We start from the raw sequence: 24929 nt of genomic DNA, 5'->3' as shown, positions 1-24929 counted from the left end.
ATGAACGTTCTGCTGGACGTCGACATCACCGACGGTCCCGTCGTGGTCCTCGTCTACCTCCTGGCGGCTGCCTCCTTCGTCACGTTGGTGGCACGAAGGCCCTCGGCCCGCTGGCGGCGGCGGCCCTGGCTCGCGACGGCAGCCATCTCGGCGCTCCTCGGCGGGATGATCGGGTGGGGTCTCACGTGGCTGCTGTCCGATCGCCTCGATCTCTTCGACGCAGACCTGACGCCGGTCGTCCGCGGGTGGGTCATCGCGTGCTCCGGCGCCCTCGGCGTCGCCCTCGCATCGCTCTGGCGCCCGACCTGGCCGCGGGCGATCTCGAGCGCCGCCGCCGCGGCTCTGTTCGTGGGGACGGCTGCGATGGGTGTGAACATCGACTTCGGCCAGTATCCGACGATCGGCAGCGCCCTCGGTATCACCTCGATCGACGAGGGGTTGCCTCCCCTGGCCACCGCCGGCGAGGACGCACCGTCGATCGCGTCCTGGCAGGAGCCGGAAGGGATGCCGGAGCGCGGCCGGCTCGCCTCCGTCGAGATCCCCGCCACGGTGTCCGGGTTCGTCGCCCGCCCGGCGGTGGTCTACCTGCCCCCCGCGGCACTGGTGCGGCATCCCCCGCGCCTGCCTGTCCTCATCGTGATGTCGGGTCAGCCCGGCTCCCCCTCCGACCCTCTCCTCACCGATCACCTCCGCGACCATCTCGATGCCTACTCGGCTGCCCATCGCGGGCTGGCGCCGATCGTCGTGTCGCCGGACCAGCTCGGCTCGCCGGGCACCAATCCCCTGTGCATCGACTCCGCGCGCGCCGGCAACTCGGCGACCTATCTGACGGTGGACGTGCCCCGCTGGATCCGCGCGCACCTGCCGGTCACGCTCGCCGCCGGCTCGTGGGGCGTGGGCGGTCTCTCGCAGGGCGGGACGTGCGCGAGCCAGCTCGGCGCGGAGCACCCCGAGCTCTTCGACGCGATCCTCGACGCCTCCGGCCAGCTGCATCCGTCCCTCGGACCCGACGAGAAGACCATCGCGGAGGGCTTCGGCGGAGACGCCGGCGCGTTCGCGGCCGCCGCCCCATCGGCCATCATGGCTGCGCACGCTCCCTACGCCGACACGATCGCCGTCTTCGGCGTCGGCGCACAGGACAACCGCTTCCGCCCGGGCATCCGGACCCTGGTCTCGGACGCGCGGGCCGCGGGCATGGAGACCCACTACATCGAGGTGCCGGACACGGCGCACGACTCCCATGCCTGGAGCGCGATCCTCTCGCGCGGTCTGGTCCTGATCGCCGACCACTGGGGACTCGACCGATGACGACGGCAGAGCCCGCGGCATCCGCGTTCACCGACCGGTGCCGCACCGCGGGTCGCAGCGCAGCGCGCCTGGCCCGATCCGTCCCCGTCACCTGGGCGATCGCCGCGGTCGTCACCCTCGCCAGCGTCTACCGCTTCACACGGCCGGCGGGCGACTTCCGCCGCACGCTCGATGCGATCGCGTCGACCGGGTTCGACACCGTCCTGCTCAACCACGACTGGCTCTCGGTGTTCACCGCCGTCTTCTTCGTCCCGAAGCCCGGCGGCCTGTTCCTCACCCTTCTCGCGGTGATCGTCGGGATCGGGTGGAGCGAACGCCGGATGGGGCATGTCCGCACCCTCGCGGTGTTCGCCGCGGTCACGGTGCTCGGGATAGCCCTTGGCCTGTCCGCGCAGGCGCTCGGGCTCGCATCCAACCTGTACGGCGCGCAGGCGACCCGCGGGCATCACGTGTTCGACCCGACCATCGCGGTGGCCGGCACCATGATGGCGGCGAGCGCCTTCGCCCGTCCTCTCCTGCGCCGACGGGTGCGGATCATCGGGTTCGCCGTCCTGTCGGTGCTGGTCCTGTACGCGGGCGCGCCGGCCGACCAGTACCGGCTGGGCGCCGGCGTCGCCGGCGTCCTCGCCGGTCTCCTGCTGACTCACCGTCGCCCCGAGATCAAACGGCCTCGCGCGACCCGCCGCGAGGCGCGCACGCTCCTCTCGGCGGTCGTCTCCGTGACGGCGCTCGGTCCGCTGGTATCGATCCTCGCGCCGCACAGCATCGGCGTCCTGAACCCGCTGGGCTCGCTGTTCCGCGACCCGCTCCGCGATCCAACATTCGTGGCGGCGCGCTGCGAGACGGGCGATGTCACCCGTCAGTGCCTGGATGCCGTCGCGCTGACCCGCCTGGACGGACCGGGTGCTGTGCTCGTCACCCTGCTTCCGTTGGTCGCCCTGCTGCTCGCCGCGCGCGGCATCCATCGCGGCCGCCGCGTCGGGCTGTACCTCGCGATCGGCCTCAACATCCTGATGGCCGTCATCGCGGCGGTCTACTACGGATTCCTCCCTCTCGTCGCGTCCGGCCAGTACACGCGGTTCCAGTCGACGGCCGCCGAGCAGTTCGGCGCCTTCGATCTGGTCGCCACCCTGGTTCCGGCGGGCATCGCGATCATGCTGATGGTCGCTCGGCCGCTCTTCCCCACGAGGGACGCCGGACGCGTGGCCGTGAAGTTCGTCGGGCTGGCATTGCTCGCGTTCGTCGGAACCGCTACCGCCTACCTCGTCGTCGCGTGGATCGTCCGCGATCAGTTCTCCCCGACTGCGTCGGTGAGCGCCCTCATCCTCGATCTTCCGGAGCACTTCATCCCGGTCGGTTTCCTGGCCTTCGAGCCGGTGGACATGGTCGCGACCGGTCCTGTGGCGATCGCCGCGTCGCAGTGGGTCGGTCCGCTCTTCTGGATCGTCCTCATCGTCATCGCGCACCGCGGGATGCAGAGCGGGTCCCCGCTCGACACGGCTCGAGGTCCTGCTCTCGCCCGCATCTCGACGCTGCTGCGAGCGGGGTCGCCGAGCACACTGTCGTGGATGACGACGTGGGCGGGGAACGAGTACTGGTTCGCACCCGGCGGCGGCGCAGTCGCGTACCGCGTGATCAACGACGTGGCCATCACCACCGGCGACCCGATCGCTCCGACGGGCGAGGGCGCCGCCGTCGCGGAAGCCTTCGCACGGCACTGCGCCCACCACGGGTGGACTGTCGCCTTCTATTCGGTCACGGACGAGCTCCGCGCAGGGCTGAGCGGGCGGGGGTACAACTCGATCGCCGTCGCGGAGGAGACGGTCATCCATCCCGCGGGCTGGTCGTTGCAGGGCGGAAAGATGAAGGACATCCGTACCGCCATCAATCGTGCGGAGAAAGAGGGACTGTCTGCGTCGTGGGTGCGCTTCGGCGATCTGGCACCGCGCCAGGCCGCGCAGGTCCGGGATATCTCAGAGATGTGGGTCGCTGAACGGGAACTCCCCGAGATGGGGTTCACGCTCGGCGGCATCGACGAACTGCTGGACGACGCCGTCATGCTCATGGTCGCCGTCGACGCTGAGGGACGCGTCCACGCCGTGACGAGCTGGCTGCCCAGCTTCAGCGACGGGCGGGTGCGCGGGTGGACGCTCGATTTCATGCGCCGGGCACCGGACAGCATGAACGGCGTCATGGAGTTCCTCATCGCGCGGACGATCCTCCGGGCCGGCGACGACGGACTCGACTTCGTCAGCCTGTCGGGAGCTCCCCTCGCGGTGGATGTGGATCCGGACGGCCAGTCGGCCTCCTTGCGCGCCATCCTGGCGGTTCTCAGCCGATCGCTGGAACCTGTCTACGGTTTCCGATCGCTCCTCCGGTTCAAGACGAAGTTCCGGCCGGAGTTCCGCCGACTGCACCTGGTGTACGCGGACTCGCTCGCACTTCCCGCCATCGGACTGGCACTGGCCCGCGCGTACCTGCCCACCCTCACGGCCCGGCAAGCGGTGCGAGCGTTCGGTCGGCGGACGACGCCGAGAGTCGCCTCTGACAGGTGACCTCTGGTTTCCGGAGCCGTCCGGCTCGGGGTAAGGTTAGGCGACCCTAATCATTCCCCTCAGGAGACCTCCGTGCCTCGCATCCGCACTGCCCTCGCCCTCGCCGCAGCATCCGTCCTCGTTCTGACCGGGTGCGCGACCAACGCCGCGCCGGCCGCGGGTGGTGGCTCATCGTCTGCAGCTGCCGGCGACGCATTCCCCGTCACCATCGAGAACGCGTTCGGTAAGACCACCATCGCGAAGAAGCCCGAGCGCGTCGCCACGGTGGCGTGGGGCAACCAGGAAGCAGCCCTCGCTCTGGGCGTCGTTCCGGTGGGAATGCCCAAGGTGACGTGGGGCGATGACGACGGCGACGGTGTGCTGCCCTGGGTGGAGGACAAGCTCACGGAGCTCGGTGCCAAGACGCCCATTCTGTTCGACGAGGCGCAGGGCATCGATTTCGAGGGAGTCGCGGACTCGCGACCCGACGTCATCCTCGCCGCGTACTCGGGGCTGACCCAGGAGGACTACGACAAGCTCAGCAAGATCGCGCCCGTTGTCGCCTACCCGGAGGTCGCGTGGGGCACCACGTGGCAGGACATGACGATCACCAACGGCACCGCGCTGGGGCTGAAGACGCAGGCGGAAGATCTCGTGTCGACGCTGACGAAGACCCTCGACGACGAGGTTGCGAAGTACCCGGAGATCGCCGGCAAGAAGGCGATGTTCAGCTCCTTCGACCCGAGCAACCTCAGCCAGATCGGCTTCTACACGCTGGAAGACCCCCGCGCGAAGTTCTTGAAGGATCTCGGCACCGTGCCCCCGAAGACCGTCGAGGAGCAGTCGAAGACCTCGAAGGAGTTCTGGATCGTCAACAGCACGGAGGACATCGAGCGGTTCAGCGACCTGCAGGTGCTCGTGACGTACGGGGATGACTCGACGCTGGCCGCCATGCAGGCGGACCCGCTGCTGTCCCGCATCCCCGCCGTGAAGAACGGGGCCGTCGTCGTCCTGCCGTCGGTGAACGACCCGCTCGCGGCAGCAGCCAACCCGACCCCGCTCTCGATCACCGACCCCCACACCGCGGAGTTCGTCGAGATGCTCGGTGAGGCGGCGAAGAAGGCTTCCTGAGCCCTTCGGATCGATCCACGTGTCCACTACTCTCGCTCCCGCCGCCACCGCGGTCCCGTCCCTGCGACGGCGACCGCGGCGTCGGCGTGTGATCTGGCTGGTCGCACTCATCGCCTTCGTGGCTGTGGCTGCAGTCCTGTCCGTGACGCTGGGGGCGAGATCCGTGGAAATCAACGACATCTGGGCAGGGTTGTCCGGGGACGTCGACACGGCATCCGCCGCCGCCGTCGCGAAGCGCGTGCCGCGGACGATCCTCGCCCTGCTCATCGGGGCGGCGCTCGCCGTGGCAGGGACCGTCATGCAGGGTGTGACGCGAAACCCCCTCGCGGACCCGCAGATCCTCGGGATCAACGGCGGCGCCTCTCTCGCCGTCGTCGTCGGGCTCGCCTTCTTCGGGATCACGGATGCCTTCGGTTACATCTGGCTCGCCATGCTCGGCGCTGCCGTCGCCGCCGTGTTCGTCTACACGGTGGGTTCGCTCGGCCGGGGCGGCGCCAGCCCGCTGAAACTCGCGCTGGCGGGCGCCGCGACCGCGGTCGCCTTCACCTCGCTGATCAGCGCGATCCTGCTCCCCCGCATCGACGTCATGAGCGTCTTCCGTTTCTGGCAGATCGGCGGAGTCGGCGGAGCATCCCCCGACAAGATCCTCCTCGTCCTCCCGTTCCTCATCGTCGGCGCAGCGATCTGCTTCGCTTCCGCCGGCGGCCTCAACTCCCTGGCACTCGGCGACGACCTCGCCGCGGGCCTCGGCGAGCGGGTGCAGACGGCGCGGCTCCTGGCCGCGCTCGGAGCCGTCATCCTCTGCGGAGCGGCGACCGCCGTCGCCGGCCCCATCGGGTTCGTCGGCCTCATCGTCCCGCACGTCTGCCGGCTTCTCGTCGGCCCCGATCACCGGTGGCTCCTGCCTATCTCGGCGCTCGTCGGTGGCGGCCTCCTCACCGTCGCGGACGTCGTCGGTCGTGTGATCGCCCCGCCGCAGGAAGTCGAGGTCGGTGTGGTCACCGCGCTCATCGGCGCCCCGTTCTTCATCGCCATCGTGCGTCGACAGAAGATGCGTGCACTGTGACCGCGGCATCCGTTCAGCAGTCGACGCTCGACCTCGTCACGCGAGGTCGAGCACGCAGAGCGCGTCGACGTGTGCTCGTCACGAGCATTCTCGTGATCGCCGTCGCGGCCACCTACCTCGTTTCGCTGATGGTGGGTCAGAGCTTCTACTCCCCCGCCGAGGTCTGGGGCGTCATCACCGGGCAGCTCGTTCCCGGCGCCTCGTTCACGGTCGGCGAGCTCCGACTGCCCCGTTCGACGGTCGGCCTGCTCGCGGGAGCCTGCTTCGGCATCGGCGGCGCGGTGTTCCAGACCATGCTCCGCAACCCGCTCGCCAGCCCCGACATCATCGGAATCAACGCGGGGGCCAGCGCCGCGGCCGTCGTCGGAATCGTGTTCCTCTCGCTCGACCAGACCCCGGTCGCGATCCTCGCCACGGTGGGTGCTCTGGTCACCGCCCTATCCATCTACCTCCTGGCGTTCAAGGACGGCGGGGCGGGCGCCAGGTTCATCCTCATCGGGATCGGCGTCGCCGCGATCTTCAACAGCGTCGTGGCGTACGTCCTGTCGCGGGCCGCGGAGTGGGACCTCCAGGCCGCGATGCGCTGGATCACGGGCAACCTCAACGGCGCATCCTGGAACGAGGCCGTCCCTCTCGCCGTCGCCGTGGTGATCGGAGTCCCCGTCATCCTCTGGCTCTCGCGCGACCTCGAGCTGATGCGACTCGGCGACGACACCGCCGCAGCGCTCGGAGTCCCCGTCGAGCGTCGGCGCGTCATGCTCATCATCGCCGCCGTGACCCTGCTGGCGTTCGCGACCGCGGCGGCAGGACCCATCTCGTTCGTCGCCTTCCTGGCAGGCCCCATCGCGGCACGGATGCTGGGACCCGTCGGATCCCCCGTCCTCGTCGCCGGCTTGTTCGGCGCCCTCCTGGTGCTCGTCGCGGACTTCGTCGGACAGTATCTCCTCGGTCTCCGACTGCCCGTCGGCGTGGTCACGGGCGTGCTCGGCGCGCCGTACCTCATCTTCCTTCTCATCCGCAGCAGCCGCTCGGGAGGCACCCTATGACCGCCCACCGCACCCTCACCGCGGCGGGGATCTCGCTCGCCTACGGTGACCGGACGATCGTCGACACGCTGGATCTCACCGTTCCCGCAGGCAAAGTCACAGCGATCGTCGGCGCGAACGCCTGCGGCAAGTCGACCCTGCTCAAGGCGATGGCGCGCCTCCTCCCCCCCAGAGCAGGTCAGGTCCTCCTCGACGGCAAGGACATCCACCGGATGCCGACCAAGCAGGTCGCCCGCGATCTCGGATTGCTGCCGCAGTCGCCGATCGCTCCCGAGGGGATCGCCGTCTCCGACCTCGTCAGTCGCGGACGTACTCCCCACCACGGGCCGCTCGCGCGCTGGACGCCGGCAGACGACAACGCCGTGGCAGAAGCCCTCGAAGCGACCGACATCGTCGCGATCGCGGACCGTCCCGTCGATGAGCTCTCCGGCGGCCAGCGCCAGCGCGTCTGGATCGCGATGGCCCTCGCCCAGCAGACGGATGTCCTCCTGCTCGACGAGCCGACGACGTTCCTCGACGTGAGCCATCAGATCGACGTGCTCGACCTGCTGACCGACCTCAACCGGTCGCGCGGAACCACCATCGTCATGGTGCTCCACGATCTCAACCTGGCCGCACGCTACGCCGACCACCTGGTCGCGATGTCCGCCGGACGGATCTTCGCTTCCGGCGCTCCTGAGCAGGTCCTGACTTCGGAGACGGTCCACGAGGTCTTCGGTCTCGACAGCCGCGTCATCCCCGACCCGCTCACCGGTCGACCGCTGGTTCTTCCCATCGGTCGACACCACGTCCCCGCGCGCCTCGACGGCGCCGTCAGCTGATACCCGGAGTGACCGATGTCCCTCAACACCATGGCCTTCTTCCGTGCACCGGTGGCGTCCGTCGCAGACGTGACCCCCAGTTTCCGCCGCTTCACCTTCAAGGACTCCGCGCTCTCCGCCTACGGCGACCCGGGGTTCGACCAGCGGGTGAAGATCCTCTTCCCCACTCCGACCGCGCCGATCGACTCGATGCCCACCGGTGAGGACTGGTACGACCAGTGGCGCGCACTGCCCGACGACGCCCGTCCCGTGATGCGGACGTACACGACTCGCGCCGTGCGGAACGAGGCCAACGAGGTCGACATCGACATGGTGGCGCACGATGTCATGGGCCCCGCTTCGGCCTGGATCGCCGAGGCGAAGGCGGGCGACGAGGTGCTGATCCTCGCGCCGACGACCTCCCACACGGGCGTCAATTACGGCATCGACTTCGTCCCGCCCGCCAAGACGGAGAACATCCTCCTCGCGGGAGACGAGACCGCGGCGCCCGCGATCGCCCGCATTCTGGAGCAGCTCCCCGCCGACGCTCGCGGCGTCGTCGTCCTCGAGGTGCCGCATGCCGATGACATAGCGTATCTGCCCACTCATCCGGGATTCGAGCTCATCACCGCGGCCCGGGCGGGCGAGAACCGCCGACACGATCACCTCATCGCCGCCGTCAGCGAGGTCGCCCACCGTCTCGCACCCCGCGGTATCGGAGCCGAGGTCGAGGAGATCGACGTCGATCACGACATCCTGTGGGAGGTCCCCCGCACGGCGAAGGGTGGCGCGGCGCTCAAGCGCGCTCCCCTGTACGCATGGCTGGCTGGCGAGGCATCAGCCATCAAGGCACTGCGTCGTCACCTGGTGAGCGAGGTCGGCGTCGACCGCCGTGCCGTCGCCTTCATGGGCTACTGGCGACTCGGCCGGTCGGAGAACTGAAGAAGCGGTGCGGCACAGTCGCACCGCTTCTTCCATCGGCCGGGTGGCCGCGGTCTTCGGGTCAGATCGAGAATCCGAGCGCGCGCATCATGTCGCGACCGTCATCGGTGATCTTCTCCGGTCCCCACGGCGGCATCCAGACCCAGTTGATACGGAATCGGTCCACGACGCCGTCGAGCGCCTGGCCGGTCTGTTCCTCGAGGACGTCCGTCAGGGGGCAGCCGGCCGACGTCAGGGTCATGTGGATGACGAGTGCGTCGTTCTCGTCGTCCCATCCCAGGTCGTAGATCAAGCCGAGGTCGACGATATTGACCCCCAACTCGGGGTCCATGACGTCCTTGAGCGCCTCGGTGACCTCGTCGTACTTCTCGGGTGCGAGCGTCTCGGTCATGCGACGATCCTAGGCCTGCTCGCCGCCGACCGGGGCGAGGAAACGGTCGTAACCCTCGTCCTCCAGCCGCGCTGCGAGCTCCGGGCCGCCTTCCTCAGCGACGCGACCGTTCACGAGGACGTGGACGAAGTCGGGCTGGATGTAGCGGAGGATGCGGGTGTAGTGGGTGATGAGCAGGACGCCCATGTCGCTCTCCTCCTTGGCGCGGTTGACGCCCTCGGAGACGATCTTGAGCGCGTCGACGTCGAGGCCGGAGTCCGTCTCGTCGAGGATGGCGAGCTTGGGCTTCAGGAGCTCGAGCTGCAGAATCTCGTGGCGCTTCTTCTCGCCGCCGGAGAAGCCCTCATTGACGTTGCGGGCGGCGAACTTCGGGTCCATGCGCAGGTTCTGCATGGCGCCCTTCACGTCCTTCGTCCACGAGCGGATCGACGGCGCTTCGCCGTCGATGGCGGTCTTGGCGGTACGCAGGAAGTTCGTGACCGTCACACCGGGGATCTCGACCGGGTACTGCATCGCCAGGAAGAGACCGGCGCGCGCACGCTCGTCGACCGACATCGCGAGGACGTCCTCGCCGTCGAGGGTGATGGTGCCACCCGTGACGGTGTACTTGGGGTGGCCGGCGATCGTGTACGCGAGCGTCGACTTGCCGGAGCCATTCGGGCCCATGATGGCGTGGGTCTCGCCCGTGCGGACGGTGAGGGTGACGCCGTTGAGGATCGGGGTCTCGCCGGCTTCCGTCTCGACGGTCACATGGAGGTCGCGGATCTCGAGGACAGACATGTCAGCTTCTTTCTTCAGTTCACGGCTTTGGTCACGGCGGGATCGATGAGGATGTCGTCCCCGTCGATCGTGACCTCGTAGACGGGCACCGGCTCGTAGGCCGGGAGATTCAGGGGGCGGCCGGTGCGGAGCGAGAACGCGGACCCGTGCGCCCAGCATTCGAGCGTCTCGCCCTCGACGAAGCCGTCCGCCAGCGAGATGTCACCGTGCGTGCAGGTGTCGCCGATCGCGTGGACCTCGCCCTGACCGTCGAGCACCACGGAGATGGCGACACCGCCCACCTCGACGCGCACAGCGGTGTCCTGCTCGAGCTCGCTCAGCTGGAGCACCTTCTCGGCGGTCATCGCGTGCCCTCCCCGACGAGCTCCGCCTCGATGGCGGCGATGAACTCGTCCTCGAGGGACGGGATGCCGATCTTCTGGACGATCTCGGCGAGGAAGCCGAGGACGACCAGACGTCGTGCCTGCTCCTCGTCGATCCCGCGGGCCTGCAGGTAGAAGAGTTGCTCGTCGTCGAACCGGCCCGTCGCGCTCGCGTGCCCGGCACCGACGATGTCGCCGGTCTCGATCTCGAGGTTCGGGATGGAGTCTGCGCGAGCTCCGTCGGTGAGGACGAGGTTGCGGTTCGCTTCGTAGGAGTCGGTGCCGACGGCATCCGGTCCGATGAGGACGTCGCCGATCCAGACGGTCCGCGCCGAGGCACCCTGCAGCGCACTCTTGTACAGGACGTCGCCGTTCGTGTGGTCGCCCTTGTGGTGGAGGTAGACCTGGCTCTCGAGATGCTGGCCCGCGTCGGCGAACGAGAGGCCGTACAGGCGTCCCTGCGCGCCGGAACCGGCGAGCTCTACCGACGGGTTCACCCGCACGAGGCCGCCGCCGAGGCTGACGACGATGTGGGTGAGGGTCGCATCGCGGTCCACACGGGCCTGGTGCGCCGCGAGGTGCACGGCGTCGTCGTCCCATCGCTGGACCGACACGACCGTGAGGGCGGCGCCGTCACGGACGATGATCTCGACGTTCTGCGCCTGAGCGGCGGTTCCCTCGTGGCGCAGCACGACGGTACCGCGCGAATTCGCCTGCGCCTCGATGACGACGTGCGCATGAGCGACGCCCCCGCGACCGGTGAGGGTCACGACGACGGGCTCGTCGATCTCGGTGTTCGCGGGGATCCGGATGAGCGGCGCCTCGGGCTCCTGAGCCCAGGCGATCGCGCTGACGACATCCTCGGGGCGGAAGACCTCGCCACGGGGCGCCTCGTCCTTCTGCAGACGGCGGTGCTCGACGGCATCCGGTCCGGTCACCTCGACGCCGATGACGTCGTGCGGAGCGGGCTCGTCGGCCAGCAGCGCGGCGACGCGGTCGAGCGGCGTGTGCTTCCAGTTGACCTCGCGGCCGGTCGGCGTGCCGAAGTCGGCCGGGTCGAACGACCACGGACGCTCCGAGCGGGTCTGCACGGGAACGTTCCGGTCGGTCACTTTCGCCGCAGGGTCGATGTGGCCCTTCGCATCGGATGCGGGGGCCTGAGTCGCTGTCGTCATCAGCCGACGGATCCTTCCATGCCCATCTCGATGAGCTTGTTCAGCTCGAGGGCGTACTCCATGGGCAGTTCGCGGGCGATCGGCTCGATGAAGCCGCGCACGATCATCGCCATCGCCTCGTCCTCGGGCATGCCGCGGCTCATGAGGTAGAACAGCTGCTCCTCGCTGACCTTCGAGACGGTCGCCTCGTGGCCGAGCTGGACGTCGTCGACGCGGATGTCGATCGCCGGGTACGTGTCGGAGCGCGAGATCGTGTCGACCAGCAGCGCGTCGCAGCGGACCGTGTTGGCCGAGTGGTGCGCGTTGGCGTCCACCCGCACCTCCCCGCGGTAGCCGGCGCGGCCGCCGCCGCGCGCGATCGACTTCGAGACGATCGACGACTGGGTGTACGGCGCCATGTGGATCATCTTCGCGCCGGCGTCCTGGTGCTGGCCGGGACCGGCGAAGGCGACGGACAGGGTCTCGCCCTTGGCGTGCTCGCCCATCAGGTAGATCGACGGGTACTTCATCGTCACCTTGGAGCCGATGTTGCCGTCGACCCATTCCATGGTCGCGCCCTCATGGGCGACGGCGCGCTTGGTGACGAGGTTGTAGACGTTGTTCGACCAGTTCTGGATCGTCGTGTACCGAACGCGGGCGTTCTTCTTCACGATGATCTCGACGACGGCCGAGTGCAGCGAGTCGCTCTTGTAGATGGGAGCGGTGCAACCCTCGATGTAGTGGACGTAGCTGTCCTCGTCGGCGATGATCAGCGTCCGCTCGAACTGGCCCATGTTCTCGGTGTTGATGCGGAAGTAGGCCTGGAGCGGGATCTCGACGTGCACGCCCTTGGGGACGTAGACGAACGAGCCACCCGACCACACAGCGGTGTTCAGCGCGGCGAACTTGTTGTCGCCCGCGGGGATGACCGTGCCGAAGTACTCCTCGAAGAACTCGGGGTGCTCGCGCAGTGCCGTGTCGGTGTCCATGAAGATGACACCCTGCTGCTCCAGGTCCTCGCGGATCTGGTGGTAGACGACCTCGGACTCGTACTGAGCGGCGACGCCGGCGACGAGGCGCTGACGCTCCGCCTCGGGGATGCCGAGCTTCTCGTACGTGTTGCGGATCTCCTCGGGGAGGTCCTCCCACGTCTGCGCCTGCTTCTCGGTCGAGCGCACGAAGTACTTGATGTTGTCGAAGTCGATGCCCGAGAGGTCGGCGCCCCACGTCGGCATGGGCTTGCGCCCGAAGAGCTGGTACCCCTTGAGGCGGGTCTTCAGCATCCATTCGGGTTCGCTCTTGAGAGCCGAGATCCCGCGGACCACGTCCTCGTTGATACCTCGCTGGGCGATGGCACCGGCGGCATCCGCGTCGTGCCAGCCGAACTCGTACACCCCCAGGCCTTCGAGTTCGGGACGGTCGATGAGCACATCCGACATGAATTTCCTCCTCACGGGCGGCAACGGTGTCATCCGTTCCGGCATTCCCTCCCGTGAGAGGAGTGCACGAGGGGGATGCCGCTGCTGGCCGCTCTGACGACGCGATACCGCGCCTAGAATCGTTGTGCGGGCTGCGATGGGGATCGCGCTCGCCGACTGCTTCATTCTACAGGCACGGCCGTCCCCCGCGGCGTGCCGGCCCTCGCCCGGAGGCGACCCCATGCTCATCACCGCGTCGACACCGACCGCCCCGCCCGTCACGCGGATGCCGCGTCTGCTGCCCCTCGTGGCCTGGCTCTCGTTCATCGCCGAGACGCTCATCATCGGCACCGGCGGCGCCGTCCGGCTCACCGGCTCCGGCCTCGGCTGCCCTACGTGGCCCACCTGCACGCCGGAATCGCTCGTGGCGACTCCCGAGATGGGCATCCACGGCGTCATCGAGTTCGGCAACCGGACGCTGACGGGGCTCGTCGGCATCCTCGCGCTGATCGTCGTCATCCTCGTGTGGCGGATGCGGCGTGCCCGCCGGGACCTGTTCGTCATGGCGCTCATCGTCCTCGCCGGCGTCGTCGCGCAGGCCATCGTCGGCGGCATCACGGTCCTGACGGGCCTGAACCCGTTCATCGTCGGCTTCCACTACGTCGTGTCGCTGGTCCTCGTCTGCGTCTGCGCCGCATTCCTCGTGCGCATGAAGGAGCCGGCCGCCCCCCGCCTCCGCGTGGTACCGACGTGGTACGCCGGGCTCGCGCACGCCACGACCGCCGTCCTCGCGGTGACGATCGCTTTCGGAGTCCTCACCACCGGCGCTGGCCCCCACTCGGGCGACGCGGCGGCCGGCCGGAACGGCTTCAACGCCGAGATCCTCGAGCACGTCCACGCCTGGCCGGGATACACGCTTCTCGCACTGACACTCGTGCTGGTCGGCGTCGCCTGGGCGAAGCGCCTGCGGCCCCGCACGTGGATCTCCGTCCTCCTGCTCGCCGAAGCGGTCCAGATCGCGGTGGGTCTCTACCAGGCGCGCAACGGTCTCCCCGAGATCGCGGTCGGCGTCCACATGGTGCTCGCTGCACTGACGGCGGCCACCATGACCGTGGTCATCCTGCGCCTCAAGGCGCCCGTACCGGCTGAAGACGTCGCCACCTCTCACTGAAAGTTCATAGGTTCCGCATCACCTCCCGCAGGGTCCATCGACCACAGTGGCCCGGGCCGTTCGAATCCGGACGGCTTCGACCCGGAGGAGATTCGATGAACACCCGCCCCCGCCTGACCCGCAGCATCCCGTTCTGGCTGCTCGTGGCAGGCTCCCTCGCATCCAGCGCCGCCGGCGCCGTCGTCCTGATCGACAAGCTCGGGACGATGGAGACCGCGCTGACCGCCGGTACCGCGACCGGCGTGGAGGTCTATGTCGGGCAGATCTGGGCCGTCCTGGGCGCGATCCTGATCGGCGTCGGCGCGATCGGCCTCCTGTTGGCCTTCACGCTGGGCGCCCTGCGCGCCTTCGCCGTCACCCCTCAGGCGCAGACCGCACCCGAGGCGGACGACGCCATCGAGCCCGTCGACCAGCCGGAAGACCACGACACGACCGAGCCCGTCCTCGACGGCGCGGCACGCTGACCGAGTGATCGGCCCGCTGCGGTCAGAACGGCAGCAGCGGGTCGATCGCGATGGCGACGAACAGCAGCGTCAAGTACGTGATGGAGGCGTGGAACACGCGCATCGGCTGGATCTTGTCGCCGCGCACAGCACGTGCGTACAGGACATGGGACTCGTAGATGAACCAGCCGCCGAACACGAGCGCGGACACGGTGTAGACGATGCCCATGCCGGCGACCGGGATCAGCAGGAGTGAACTCGCGATGGTCGCCCACGCGTAGAGGATGACCTGCAGGCCGACCTGTGCACCGTCGCGGGTCGCGCCGAGCATCGGCACATCGACCTCCGCGTAGTCCCCCTTGTACTTCATGGACAGCGGCCAGTAGTGCGGCGGCGTCCAGAGGAACACGAGCAGGAACAGGATGAAGGGCGTCCAGGTGAGAGAACCCGTGACGGCCGACCACCCGATGATGACCGGGAAGCACCCGGCGATCCCGCCCCACACGATGTTCTGCTCGGTGCGGCGCTTGAGAAGGATCGTGTAGATCACGACGTAGAAGAAGATGGCTGCGGCGCTGAGGGCTGCGGCGACCCAGTTCGTGAACACCCAGAGCCACACCGTGGACACGATGGCGAGCGTCCACGAGAAGACGAGCGCGCCGCGGGGTGAGACCTCACCCGTGACGAGCGGTCGGTTCTCGGTGCGCTTCATGTGCGCATCGATGTCGCGATCGAGGTACATGTTGAAGGATGCCGCCGAGCCCGCGCTCATGGCGCCGCCCAGAACCGTCGCGAGGATCAGCCAGAGATCAGGGAGACCGTTCGCGGCCAGGAACATGACCGGGATCGTCGTGACGAGCAGCAGTTCGAGAACCCGCGGCTTCGTCAGCTGAACGTACGCGCGGAGGGTTCGGCCGAACGACTGTCGAGCGGGCGCGGATACGCGCGCGCCGGTGTCCGTGAGTGCCATCGCCCCTGCCGTGTAGATCGTCCCCCGAGTCTACGGCATCCTCCGCGGGCGGTACTTCTCGACCGGATCGGACGCTTCGCTGACAGCGCACGTCACAGAGCGCCGCCCCGGCCTCGGCGGGTGCCCCGGGTCGATATGCTGAAAATCCCGACGCGGGACGTCCCTCTTCTTTCATGATCAGCAGTCGTCCGCGCCGACTCACCGACGAAAGGCTTCCAGGTGTCAGAGCTGGTTTGGGACGAGATCGATCGACGCGCGGTGGACACCGCGCGGGTGCTGGCGGCGGATGCCGTCGAGAAGGTCGGCAACGGCCACCCGGGGACCGCGATGAGCCTCGCGCCCGCGGCGTACCTGCTCTACCAGCGCGTGCTGCGCCACGATCCCGCCGACACCCACTGGCTCGGTCGCGACAGGTTCATCCTGTCCGCCGGTCACTCGTCGCTGACGCAGTACGTGCAGCTCTACCTGGGCGGCTTCGGTCTCGAGCTCGATGACCTGAAGGCGCTCCGCACCTGGGGCTCGCTGACCCCCGGCCACCCCGAGTACGGCCACACGAAGGGTGTGGAGATCACGACGGGTCCGCTCGGCCAGGGGCTCGCCTCGGCCGTCGGCTTCGCCTACGCCGCACGATACGAGCGCGGTCTCTTCGACCCCGAGGCCGAAGCTGGCACCTCGCCGTTCGACCACCACATCTTCGTCATCGCCGGTGACGGCGACCTCCAGGAGGGTGTCACCTCCGAGGCCGGTTCGCTCGCGGGCCACCAGCAGCTCGGCAACCTGATCGCGATCTACGACTCGAACCAGATCTCGATCGAGGACGACACCAACGTCGCCTTCACCGAGGACGTGCAGGCCCGATACGAGGCCTACGGCTGGCAGGTGCAGACGGTCGACTGGAAGAAGACCGGCGAGTACGTCGAGGATGTCGCTGCCCTCCACGCCGCGATCGAGGCCGCCAAGGCCGAGACGTCCAAGCCCTCCCTCATCGTCCTCAAGACGATCATCGGCTGGCCCTCGCCCGGCAAGCAGAACTCGGGCAAGATCCACGGTTCCGCCCTCGGCGCCGACGAACTCGCTGCCACGAAGAAGGTCCTCGGCTTCGACCCCGAAGAGAATTTCGCCGTCGCGGACGAGGTCCTCGCCCACACCCGTTCGCTCGCCCAGCGCGCAGCGACCGACCGCGCCGCCTGGCAGGAGTCCTTCGACGCCTGGGCCGCCGCGAACCCCGAGCGGAAGGCGCTGCTCGACCGCCTCGAGGCGGCAGCCCTGCCCGACGGAATCGCCGACGCCCTCCCCTCCTTCGAGGCCGGCAAGGACGTCTCGACCCGTGCCGCTTCGGGCCTCGTCCTCAACGCCCTCGCCGCCGAGCTCCCCGAGCTCTGGGGCGGTTCGGCCGACCTCGCCGAGTCGAACCTGACGACGATCAAGGACGCGAAGAGCTTCATCCCGGCCGAGTGGTCCACGCACGAGTGGTCGGGCGACCCCTATGGACGCGTGCTGCACTTCGGCATCCGCGAACACGCCATGGGCGCGATCGTCAACGGCATCAAGCTGCACGGTCCGACCCGTCCGTTCGGCGGGACGTTCCTGATCTTCAGCGACTACATGCGCCCGGCGGTGCGACTGGCCGCCCTCATGAACATCCCCTCGGTGTTCGTGTGGACCCACGACTCCGTTGCCCTCGGCGAGGACGGCCCGACGCACCAGCCGATCGAGCAGCTCGCGACGCTGCGGCTCATCCCGAACTTCACGGTCGTCCGTCCCGCCGATGCGAACGAGACGGCCGCGGCCTGGCTCGAGATCCTCCGCCGCCAGGACGGCCCGACGGGTATCGCTCTCACCCGCCAGAACATCGCCGTGTTCCCGCGCGGAGAGAACGGCTACGCCACGACCGATGGTGTCGCTAAGGGTGCGTACACGCTCCTCGACGCTCCCGAGGGAGAGCCCGACGTGATCCTCATCGCCACCGGCTCCGAGGTCCAGCTGGCCGTGGCGGCACGCGAGACGCTCGCCGCCGAGGGCATCGGCGCACGCGTCGTGTCCGCACCCAGCCTCGAATGGTTCGCCGAACAGGATGCGGACTACCGCGAGTCGGTCCTGCCCGCCGCGGTCACGGCGCGCGTCTCGGTCGAGGCGGGAGCCACGGGCCTGTGGCGCGCGGTCGTCGGCGACAGCGGACGCACCGTCGGCATCGACCACTTCGGCGCCTCCGCCGATTACAAGACCCTGTTCGAGAAGTTCGGCGTCACCGCCGATGCGGTCGTCGAAGCGGCCCGCGCAACCGTCAAGGAGAACGCATGAGCACCCCCACCGAGGACCTGTCCGCCGCCGGCGTCAGCATCTGGCTCGACGACCTCTCGCGATCGCGGATCGACACCGGCAACCTCGCCCAGCTGATCGAGACGCGCGACGTCGTCGGCGTCACCACCAACCCGTCGATCTTCCAGGCCGCAATCGGCAACAAGGACGACGACTCGTACGACGCTCCGTTGCAGGCTCTTGCGGCCCAGGGCGCGGATGTCGACACGGCGATCTTCGAGATCACGACCACCGACGTGCGTGACGCGGCCGACATCTTCCGTCCCGTGTTCGACCGCACGGACGGCGTCGACGGACGCGTGTCGATCGAGGTCTCCCCCGACCTCGCACACGACACCGACGCGACCGTCGCCCAGGCGAAGGAACTGTGGGCGAAGGTCGACCGCCCGAACACGCTGATCAAGATCCCCGCGACCCTCGCGGGCCTTCCGGCCATCAGCGCCGTCCTCGCCGAAGGCATCTCGGTGAACGTGACCCTCATCTTCAGCCTCGAGCGCTACGCGGCGGTCATCGACGCGTACCTCGAGGGTGTGCGCCGGGCGAAGGAGAACGGTCACGACATCGCGACGATCCACTCGGTTGCCTCGTTCTTCGTTTCGCGCGTGGACACCGAGGTCGACAAGCGCCTCGAGGCGATCGACACGAGCGAAGCCGCAACGCTGAAGGGCAAGGCGGGCGTCGCCAACGCGCGCCTGGCGTACGAGCTGTTCGAGAAGCGATTCGCTCAGTCGGATGCCGCCGAGCTGATCGCCGCGGGCGCGACGGTGCAGCGTCCCCTCTGGGCCTCGACCGGCGTCAAGGACCCTGCCCTTCCCGACACCCTCTACGTGACCGAGCTCGTCGCGCCGGGCACCGTGAACACGATGCCCGAGAAGACGCTCGAGGCCACGTTCGACCACGCGAAGGTCACCGGGGACACCGTCACCGGCGCCTACGAGGACGCTCACCGCGTCTTCGACCAGCTGGCGGAGGCCGGGGTCGACCTCGTCGACGTCACCCAGGTGCTCGAGGATGAGGGCGTCGAGAAGTTCATCGTCTCGTGGCACGATCTGCAGGGCACGGTGCGCCAGGCCCTCGACGGCGCGAACTGACCGATGGTTGCTGAGATCTCGCGGGGGATCAACCCCCTCCGCGATCCCGACGATCGTCGCCTCAACCGCATCGCGGGGCCGAGCGCGCTCGTGATCTTCGGCGTGACGGGCGATCTGTCGCGCAAGAAGCTCATGCCTGCCGTGTACGACCTCGCCAACCGCGGACTTCTGCCCCCCGGGTTCGCCCTCGTAGGGTTCGCGCGTCGCGACTGGGAGGACCAGGACTTCGCGAAAGTCGTGTACGAGGCCGTGCGACAGCATGCCCGCACCCCCTTCCGTGAGGAGACCTGGAACCAGCTCCTCCAGGGGATCCGTTTCGTCCAGGGCGAGTTCGACGACCCGTCATCCTTCGCTCGTCTCCGAGAGACGGTCGAGAAGCTCGACACCGAGCGCGGCACCATGGGCAATCACGCCTACTACCTGTCGATCCCGCCCAAGGACTTCCCGGTCGTGGCACGGCAGCTGCGCGACTCCGGACTGGTCGATGAGTCCGCGAGCGGCGACACCTGGCGCCGCGTCGTGATCGAGAAGCCGTTCGGCAGCGACCTGCAGACGGCCCGCGAGCTGAACGAGGCTCTCGAAGTCGCCTTCCCCGCCGACGCGATCTTCCGCATCGACCACTACCTCGGCAAGGAGACGGTCCAGAACATCCTGGCGCTCCGGTTCGCCAACGAGCTGTACGAGCCGCTGTGGAACGCGAACTACGTGGACCACGTCCAGATCACCATGGCCGAGGACATCGGCGTGGGCGGTCGAGCCGGGTACTACGACGGCATCGGCGCGGCACGCGACGTCATCCAGAACCACCTCCTCCAGCTCCTCGCTCTCACCGCGATGGAGGAGCCCATCTCCCTCGACGCGGAGCACCTGCGCGCCGAGAAGGAGAAGGTCCTCGCGGCGGTCACGCTGCCCGAGGATCTCGCGACCGCCACCGCGCGCGGTCAGTACGCCGGCGGATGGCAGGGCGGCGAGCACGTCACCGGGTTCCTCGACGAGGACGGCATGGATCCGCAGTCGAAGACGGAGACGTACGCCGCCATCAAGCTCGAGATCGCGACGCGCCGGTGGAACGGCGTCCCGTTCTACCTGCGCACCGGAAAGCGGCTCGGACGCCGCGTCACGGAGATCGCCGTCGTGTTCAAGCACACGCCCCCGCTTCTGTTCCTGCGCTCGCAGGCACTGCAGCTCGGCCAGAACGCGCTCGTCATCCGCATCCAGCCCGACGAGGGCGTGACGCTCCGCTTCGGGTCGAAGGTCCCCGGCGCCGGCAACGAGGTGCGCGACGTCACGATGGACTTCGGCTACGGCCACGCGTTCACCGAGTCGAGCCCCGAGGCCTACGAACGACTCATCCTCGACGTCCTCCTGGGCGATCCTCCCCTGTTCCCCCGGCACGAAGAGGTGGAGCTCTCGTGGCGCATCCTGGACCCGGTCGAACGCTTCTGGGCCGAGCAGGACGAGCCGCTCGAGCAGTACTCCCCCGGTTCCTGGGGTCCCCCGTCCGCCGATGAACTCTTGGCCCGTGACGGCCGCGTCTGGAGGCGTCCATGATCGTCGATCTGCCCGACACCACGGTGTCCACGATCGCGAAGAAGCTCGTCAGCGTCCGCGAAGAGGGCGGCGCCGTCGCCCTCGGACGCGTCCTGACCCTCGTGATCGTCTCGACCGGAGGGTTCGACGAGGAAGCCATCGACGCCGCCAACGCGGCATCGCGTGAGCACCCGATGCGCGTCATCGTCCTCGTCGTCGAGCCGGACGCTCCGACCGGCCTCGACGCGCAGATCCGCGTCGGCGGCGACGCCGGTGCGAGCGAGGTCGTCGTCCTCCGGGCACGCGGCGAGGCCGCCGACAACCAGGAGAGCCTCGTCAACGGCCTCCTCCTCCCCGACGCGCCGGTCGTGGCCTGGTGGCCCGATGACCCGCCCACCGACCCGGCTCAGTCGCCGATCGGCCACATGGCTCAGCGACGCATCACGGATGCCTCGACCGAGCCGTTCGCACCGGACCGTCTCGCGCAGCTCGGCTCCGCGTACGCCCCCGGCGACACGGATCTCGCGTGGACCCGCCTGACGCACTGGCGGGAACAGCTCGCCGCTGTCCTGGACCAGCCGCCGTTCGAGCAGGTCTCCGCTGTCACGGTTGTGGGCGCGGGGAGTTCGCCGTCCACGGGGCTCCTCGCCGCATGGCTGCGCCTCAAGCTGGACGTCGCCGTCGAGTGGCACTACACCGACGAGGAGGAGTGGACGCACGGCATCCGATCGGTCACGCTCTCCCGCGAGTCGGGCGACATCGTCCTGGAGCGCACCAGCGCGACGGATGCGACGCTCACCCAGCCCGGTCAGCCCACGCACGACATCGTCCTGCCGCGCCGGTCGCTGCGGGAGTGCCTCGCGGAGGAGCTGCGCCGTCTCGATCCCGACCTCTTGTATGGTCGAGTCATCACCGAAGGGTGGGAGCTCCTCGACCCTCCCACGAGGTAGGAGTCGCATGTCGGAGTTCCGCGCGGAGAAGCGCGTCGTCGTCAGTCCGGATGCCCGGACCCTGGCCGAAGGTGTCGCGAAGCGCTTCTTCCAACGGATCTCGTCACGCGCAAACGAGGGAAAGACGACGCACGTCCTGCTGACCGGCGGCACGGCGGGTACGTCCGTCCTCCAGGCAGCCGGCGAAAGCTCAGCGCGTCACGACGTGGACTGGTCGAAGGTTCACTTCTGGTGGGGTGACGAGCGCTTCGTCGCGGCCGACGATCCTGCCCGCAACGAGGTGGCGGCCCGTCTCGCGTTCCTGTCGCAGATCGACGTCCCCGAGCAGAACATCCACCCGATCTCGTCAGCGGATGCGGGTCGGAGCCATGACGAGGCCGCGACCGATTACGCTGCCGAGCTCGCGGAGTACGGTGCGGCCGGGCAGGCTTGGCCCCGATTCACCATCGCCTTCCTGGGTGTGGGACCGGACGGGCACATCGCCTCGCTGTTCCCCGACCGGAGCGAGATCGGCGACACCGACCACTCGGTCCTCGCCGTGCGGGACTCCCCCGTGCCACCGTCCGACCGGATCACCCTGACGCGACCGGTCATCAACTCGTCCCGGCGGGTGTGGCTCGTCCTGCCCGGTACGGACAAGGCATCGGCGCTGGGGCTGGCCCTCGCCGGCGCGAGCTACCACTCGGTCCCGGCGGCCGGCGCGAAGGGGCGGAAGCAGACCGTGTTCTTCGTGGATGAGGCTGCCGCGAAGAACGTCCCGGAGGAACTGATAGACCCCGAGTTCTGAACGAACCCGGGGTCTGTCGTGGTGCGTCGAGCGCCGCTCAGTCCTGACCGCGCCGCTCGCGCAGCTGCTGCAGAGCGTCGCCGAGGATCGACTCCGCTTCTTCGTCGGAGCGCCGCTCCTTCACGTACGCGAGGTGCGTCTTGTACGGCTCGGTCTTGGCCAGCGCCGGCGGATTGGCCTTGTCGCGACCTGCCGGAAGACCGGAGTGCGGCGAGTCGATCGTCTCGGGGATCTCGTCCTCGGCGATGCCGGCTGCGAAATAGCGCACCGTCTCGTTTCCGAGGGCATCCCAATACGAGACCGCCACACGGTCGGCGTGGTGACCGTGGTCCTGCTCCCCCATCGGGCCCGCACCCACGCGGGTGCCCCGAATCGCGTTCCCCCCGGTCGCCATCAGATGCTCTGGAACTTCGTGATCAGGCCGAGGGCCACGATCGAGACGAACCACACGAGCGCCAGGACGACCGTGAAGCGGTTGAGGTTGCGCTCAGCGAGGCCCGAAGAGCCCATCGCCGAGCTCATACCGCCGCCGAACATGTCGGAGAGGCCGCCGCCGCGGCCCTTGTGCAGAAGGATCAGGAGCGTGAGCAGGAGGCTGGTGAGTCCCAGCAGCACCTGCAGCACAAGCTGGAGGATGTCCACAGTCGTTGAAAGCCTTTCGGGTCGCCGAATAACTCGGCGTTCGCACGAGTATACCGGCTGAGCGGTGCGACGCCGTGAGACGCCGCACCGCTCGAGGTCATACGCCGACGTGCTTCTGGTATCGGATGATCGCGGCGAACTCGTCCGCCAGCAGGCTCGCACCGCCGACGAGGGCTCCATCGACGTCGGGCTGGCGCATGAAGCTGGCGATGTTGCCCGACTTGACCGATCCGCCGTAGAGGATGCGGGTGCGCTCGGCTGCGGCATCCCCCAGGGAATCCGCGACCACCGATCGCAGCGCCGCGCAGACTTCCTGAGCCTGCTCGGGCGATGCGACCTGACCGGTGCCGATCGCCCAGACGGGCTCGTACGCCACGACGATGTCCGCGTCCGACGCGACACCCTCGAGGGCGGCGCGCAGCTGCGCGACGGACACGGCCGTGGGGCCGGACTCCTCGCGCTGCTCGAGCGTCTCACCGACGCAGATCACGGGCACGAGACCGTGCCGGAGCGCGGCCTGCACCTTTCCGGCGACGATCTCGTCGGACTCCGCGTGGTACTCGCGACGCTCCGAGTGACCGATGATCACGTAGTGCACGTCGAGCTTCTTCAGGAACGCGCCCGAGACCTCGCCCGTGTACGCTCCAGAATCCTTCGCCGACACGTCCTGCGCGCCGAGGGCGAACGGGATCTTGTCGGCGTCCATGAGCGTCTGCACGGTGCGGATGTCGGTGAACGGCGGGAAGACCGCCACCTCGACCGAGTCGGTCTCGTGCGCCGCATCCTTCAGCGTCCAATGCAGCTTCTGGACGAACGCGACCGCCTGCAGGTGGTCGAGGTTCATCTTCCAGTTGCCGGCGATGAGCGGCTTACGGGTCACGCTTCCCATCCGAGGATCTCCAATCCGGGCAGCTTCTTACCCTCGAGGAACTCGAGGCTGGCTCCACCACCGGTGGAGATGTGGCCGAAATCGTCGTCGGCGAAGCCGAGCTGCCGGACGGCAGCGGCCGAATCGCCGCCGCCGACGACCGACAGACCGTCGACCTCGGTGAGCGCCTGTGCGACCGTCTTCGTCCCGGCGGCGAAGGCCTCCATCTCGAAAACGCCCATCGGGCCGTTCCAGAAGACCGTCTTCGCGCCGCGGATCGCCTCGGCGAACTGCTCCGCCGTCTTCGGGCCGATGTCCAGTCCCATGCCGTCGGCACCGAAGTCGGTGTCCTCGAGGGCGTCGGCGGATGCCACGACGTGGTCCGCGTCCGCCGCGAAGCCCGACGCCATCACGGCGTCGACCGGCAGGATCAGCTCGACGCCGCGCTCGCGCGCCGTCTCCATGTAGCCGCGGACGGTGTCGAGCTGGTCGACTTCGAGGAGGCTCTTGCCGACCTTGTGGCCCTGGGCGGCGAGGAAGGTGAAGAGCATGCCGCCGCCGACGAGGATCTTGTCCACGCGCGGCAGGAGGTGCTCGATGACGCCGAGCTTGTCGCTGACCTTGGAACCGCCCAGAACGACCGCGTAGGGACGCTCAGGGCGTTCGGTGAGGCGGTCGAGGACGTCGACCTCCTTCTCGATCAGAAGGCCGGCAGCGGACGGCAGGAGCTCGGCGAGGTCGTAGACCGACGCCTGCTTGCGGTGCACGACACCGAACCCGTCCGAGACGAGCGCGTCGCCGTGGGCGGCGAGCTGCTCGGCGAAGGCGCGGCGGGTCGAGTCATCCTTGGCCGTCTCCCCCGCGTTGAAGCGGAGGTTCTCGAGGACGGCGACCTGACCGTCCGCGAGGGCGGCGACGACGTCACGAGCCGAGTCGCCGACGGTGTCGGTCGCGAACGCGACCTCCTGGCCGAGCAGCTCGGACAGACGCGACGCGACCGGAGCGAGGCTGTACGTCGCGTCCGGTGCGCCGTCGGGGCGGCCGAGGTGGGAGACCGCGATGACGCGCGCCCCCTGCTCGACCAACGCGCGGAGCGTGGGGATGGCCGCACGCACGCGGCCATCGTCCGTGATGACGCCGTCCTTCAGGGGGACGTTGAAGTCGACACGGACGATGACGCGCTTGCCTGCGAGCGAACCCAGCGAATCGAGGGTGCGCAGAGCCAT

The 24929-nt window shown here is 68.7% G+C and carries 24 protein-coding genes; 14 read left to right on the top strand and 10 right to left on the bottom strand.

Translation table 11 applies throughout. The annotated features are described in order from the left end of the window. From AC4NN1_RS00665 to AC4NN1_RS00635, 7 genes are all read left to right on the top strand, one after another. Positions 1–1308, top strand: a complete 1308-nt coding sequence (locus AC4NN1_RS00665; protein WP_491954299.1) for an alpha/beta hydrolase — start codon at positions 1–3, stop codon at positions 1306–1308. Beyond that, on the top strand, positions 1305–3863 hold the full coding sequence (locus tag AC4NN1_RS00660; RefSeq protein ID WP_491954298.1) for a bifunctional lysylphosphatidylglycerol flippase/synthetase MprF: 2559 nt from the start codon (positions 1305–1307) through the stop codon (positions 3861–3863). Before AC4NN1_RS00665 ends, AC4NN1_RS00660 begins: the two co-directional genes overlap by 4 nt. 72 nt (positions 3864–3935) lie before the next feature. Then, the gene (locus tag AC4NN1_RS00655) at positions 3936–4973 is read left to right on the top strand and encodes an iron-siderophore ABC transporter substrate-binding protein (protein WP_491954297.1); all 1038 of its coding nucleotides are present in this window, start codon (positions 3936–3938) and stop codon (positions 4971–4973) included. 19 nt (positions 4974–4992) lie between these two features. Then, the gene (locus AC4NN1_RS00650; protein ID WP_414685626.1) at positions 4993–6039 is read left to right on the top strand and encodes a FecCD family ABC transporter permease; all 1047 of its coding nucleotides are present in this window, start codon (positions 4993–4995) and stop codon (positions 6037–6039) included. Beyond that, on the top strand, positions 6036–7085 hold the full coding sequence (locus tag AC4NN1_RS00645; RefSeq protein WP_020097498.1) for a FecCD family ABC transporter permease: 1050 nt from the start codon (positions 6036–6038) through the stop codon (positions 7083–7085). The genes AC4NN1_RS00650 and AC4NN1_RS00645 overlap by 4 nt, the downstream gene beginning before the upstream one ends. Beyond that, positions 7082–7906: an ABC transporter ATP-binding protein gene (locus AC4NN1_RS00640; protein ID WP_491954296.1), complete on the top strand. Its 825-nt coding sequence runs from the start codon at positions 7082–7084 to the stop codon at positions 7904–7906. The genes AC4NN1_RS00645 and AC4NN1_RS00640 overlap by 4 nt, the downstream gene beginning before the upstream one ends. Before the next feature lie 15 nt (positions 7907–7921). Then, a complete protein-coding gene (locus tag AC4NN1_RS00635; protein WP_491954295.1) occupies positions 7922–8827 on the top strand; it encodes a siderophore-interacting protein in 906 nt (301 codons plus the stop codon). Between the two features lie 61 nt (positions 8828–8888). Here AC4NN1_RS00635 and AC4NN1_RS00630 read toward each other — a convergent pair whose 3' ends face one another. From AC4NN1_RS00630 to sufB, 5 genes are read right to left on the bottom strand one after another with little or no spacing between them, the layout of a single operon-like run. Beyond that, the gene (locus AC4NN1_RS00630) at positions 8889–9218 is read right to left on the bottom strand and encodes a metal-sulfur cluster assembly factor (RefSeq protein WP_018186520.1); all 330 of its coding nucleotides are present in this window, start codon (positions 9216–9218) and stop codon (positions 8889–8891) included. Between the two features lie 9 nt (positions 9219–9227). Then, positions 9228–9998, bottom strand: a complete 771-nt coding sequence (gene sufC / locus AC4NN1_RS00625; protein ID WP_116229242.1) for a Fe-S cluster assembly ATPase SufC — start codon at positions 9996–9998, stop codon at positions 9228–9230. Between the two features lie 14 nt (positions 9999–10012). Next, entirely contained in the window at positions 10013–10342 is a 330-nt protein-coding gene (locus tag AC4NN1_RS00620) for a non-heme iron oxygenase ferredoxin subunit (protein ID WP_020097502.1), read from the bottom strand. After that, positions 10339–11535, bottom strand: coding sequence for a Fe-S cluster assembly protein SufD (sufD, locus tag AC4NN1_RS00615; RefSeq protein WP_491954294.1), 1197 nt, complete (start codon positions 11533–11535; stop codon positions 10339–10341). The genes AC4NN1_RS00620 and sufD overlap by 4 nt, the downstream gene beginning before the upstream one ends. Beyond that, a complete protein-coding gene (gene sufB / locus AC4NN1_RS00610; RefSeq protein WP_036308589.1) occupies positions 11535–12953 on the bottom strand; it encodes a Fe-S cluster assembly protein SufB in 1419 nt (472 codons plus the stop codon). The genes sufD and sufB overlap by 1 nt, the downstream gene beginning before the upstream one ends. A gap of 220 nt (positions 12954–13173) precedes the next feature. Here sufB and AC4NN1_RS00605 point away from each other — a divergent pair, with 220 nt between their 5' ends. Together AC4NN1_RS00605 and AC4NN1_RS00600 are read left to right on the top strand one after the other, a co-directional pair. Beyond that, complete coding sequence (locus tag AC4NN1_RS00605; protein ID WP_311856356.1) at positions 13174–14103, top strand: COX15/CtaA family protein; 930 nt, start codon at positions 13174–13176, stop codon at positions 14101–14103. A gap of 95 nt (positions 14104–14198) precedes the next feature. Beyond that, positions 14199–14567, top strand: a complete 369-nt coding sequence (locus tag AC4NN1_RS00600; protein WP_018186514.1) for a hypothetical protein — start codon at positions 14199–14201, stop codon at positions 14565–14567. Positions 14568–14589: 22 nt separating this feature from the next. Here AC4NN1_RS00600 and AC4NN1_RS00595 read toward each other — a convergent pair whose 3' ends face one another. After that, entirely contained in the window at positions 14590–15516 is a 927-nt protein-coding gene (locus AC4NN1_RS00595) for a heme o synthase (protein ID WP_018186513.1), read from the bottom strand. Between the two features lie 219 nt (positions 15517–15735). Between AC4NN1_RS00595 and tkt the strand changes: the two genes are divergently transcribed. The 5 genes from tkt to pgl are packed head-to-tail and all read left to right on the top strand — an operon-like array spanning position 15736 to position 22193. Then, positions 15736–17817, top strand: a complete 2082-nt coding sequence (gene tkt / locus AC4NN1_RS00590; RefSeq protein ID WP_311870578.1) for a transketolase — start codon at positions 15736–15738, stop codon at positions 17815–17817. After that, positions 17814–18926 (top strand): transaldolase, encoded by a 1113-nt coding sequence (gene tal, locus AC4NN1_RS00585; RefSeq protein ID WP_491954293.1) that lies wholly within the window; start codon positions 17814–17816, stop codon positions 18924–18926. Before tkt ends, tal begins: the two co-directional genes overlap by 4 nt. Positions 18927–18929: 3 nt before the next feature. Beyond that, entirely contained in the window at positions 18930–20477 is a 1548-nt protein-coding gene (gene zwf / locus AC4NN1_RS00580) for a glucose-6-phosphate dehydrogenase (protein ID WP_491954292.1), read from the top strand. Continuing rightward, positions 20474–21406 (top strand): glucose-6-phosphate dehydrogenase assembly protein OpcA, encoded by a 933-nt coding sequence (locus AC4NN1_RS00575; protein WP_018186509.1) that lies wholly within the window; start codon positions 20474–20476, stop codon positions 21404–21406. Before zwf ends, AC4NN1_RS00575 begins: the two co-directional genes overlap by 4 nt. Positions 21407–21413: 7 nt before the next feature. Beyond that, the gene (gene pgl / locus AC4NN1_RS00570; protein WP_491954291.1) at positions 21414–22193 is read left to right on the top strand and encodes a 6-phosphogluconolactonase; all 780 of its coding nucleotides are present in this window, start codon (positions 21414–21416) and stop codon (positions 22191–22193) included. Between the two features lie 37 nt (positions 22194–22230). Here the strand turns inward: pgl and AC4NN1_RS00565 are convergent, their stop codons facing one another. The 4 genes from AC4NN1_RS00565 to AC4NN1_RS00550 all read right to left on the bottom strand — a co-directional run bounded on the left by AC4NN1_RS00565 (position 22231) and on the right by AC4NN1_RS00550 (position 24929). Next, entirely contained in the window at positions 22231–22587 is a 357-nt protein-coding gene (locus tag AC4NN1_RS00565) for an RNA polymerase-binding protein RbpA (protein ID WP_018186507.1), read from the bottom strand. Next, positions 22587–22835 carry a preprotein translocase subunit SecG gene (secG, locus tag AC4NN1_RS00560; protein ID WP_018186506.1) on the bottom strand — a complete coding sequence of 83 codons (249 nt, stop codon included), beginning with the start codon at positions 22833–22835 and terminating at the stop codon, positions 22587–22589. The genes AC4NN1_RS00565 and secG overlap by 1 nt, the downstream gene beginning before the upstream one ends. Before the next feature lie 97 nt (positions 22836–22932). Beyond that, positions 22933–23724, bottom strand: coding sequence for a triose-phosphate isomerase (gene tpiA, locus AC4NN1_RS00555; RefSeq protein WP_491954290.1), 792 nt, complete (start codon positions 23722–23724; stop codon positions 22933–22935). Beyond that, entirely contained in the window at positions 23712–24929 is a 1218-nt protein-coding gene (locus tag AC4NN1_RS00550; protein ID WP_491954289.1) for a phosphoglycerate kinase, read from the bottom strand. The genes tpiA and AC4NN1_RS00550 overlap by 13 nt, the downstream gene beginning before the upstream one ends.

The organism is Microbacterium sp. MDV22-iso44, assembly GCF_058629135.1.
This window is presented reverse-complemented; position numbering and strand designations above follow the sequence as displayed.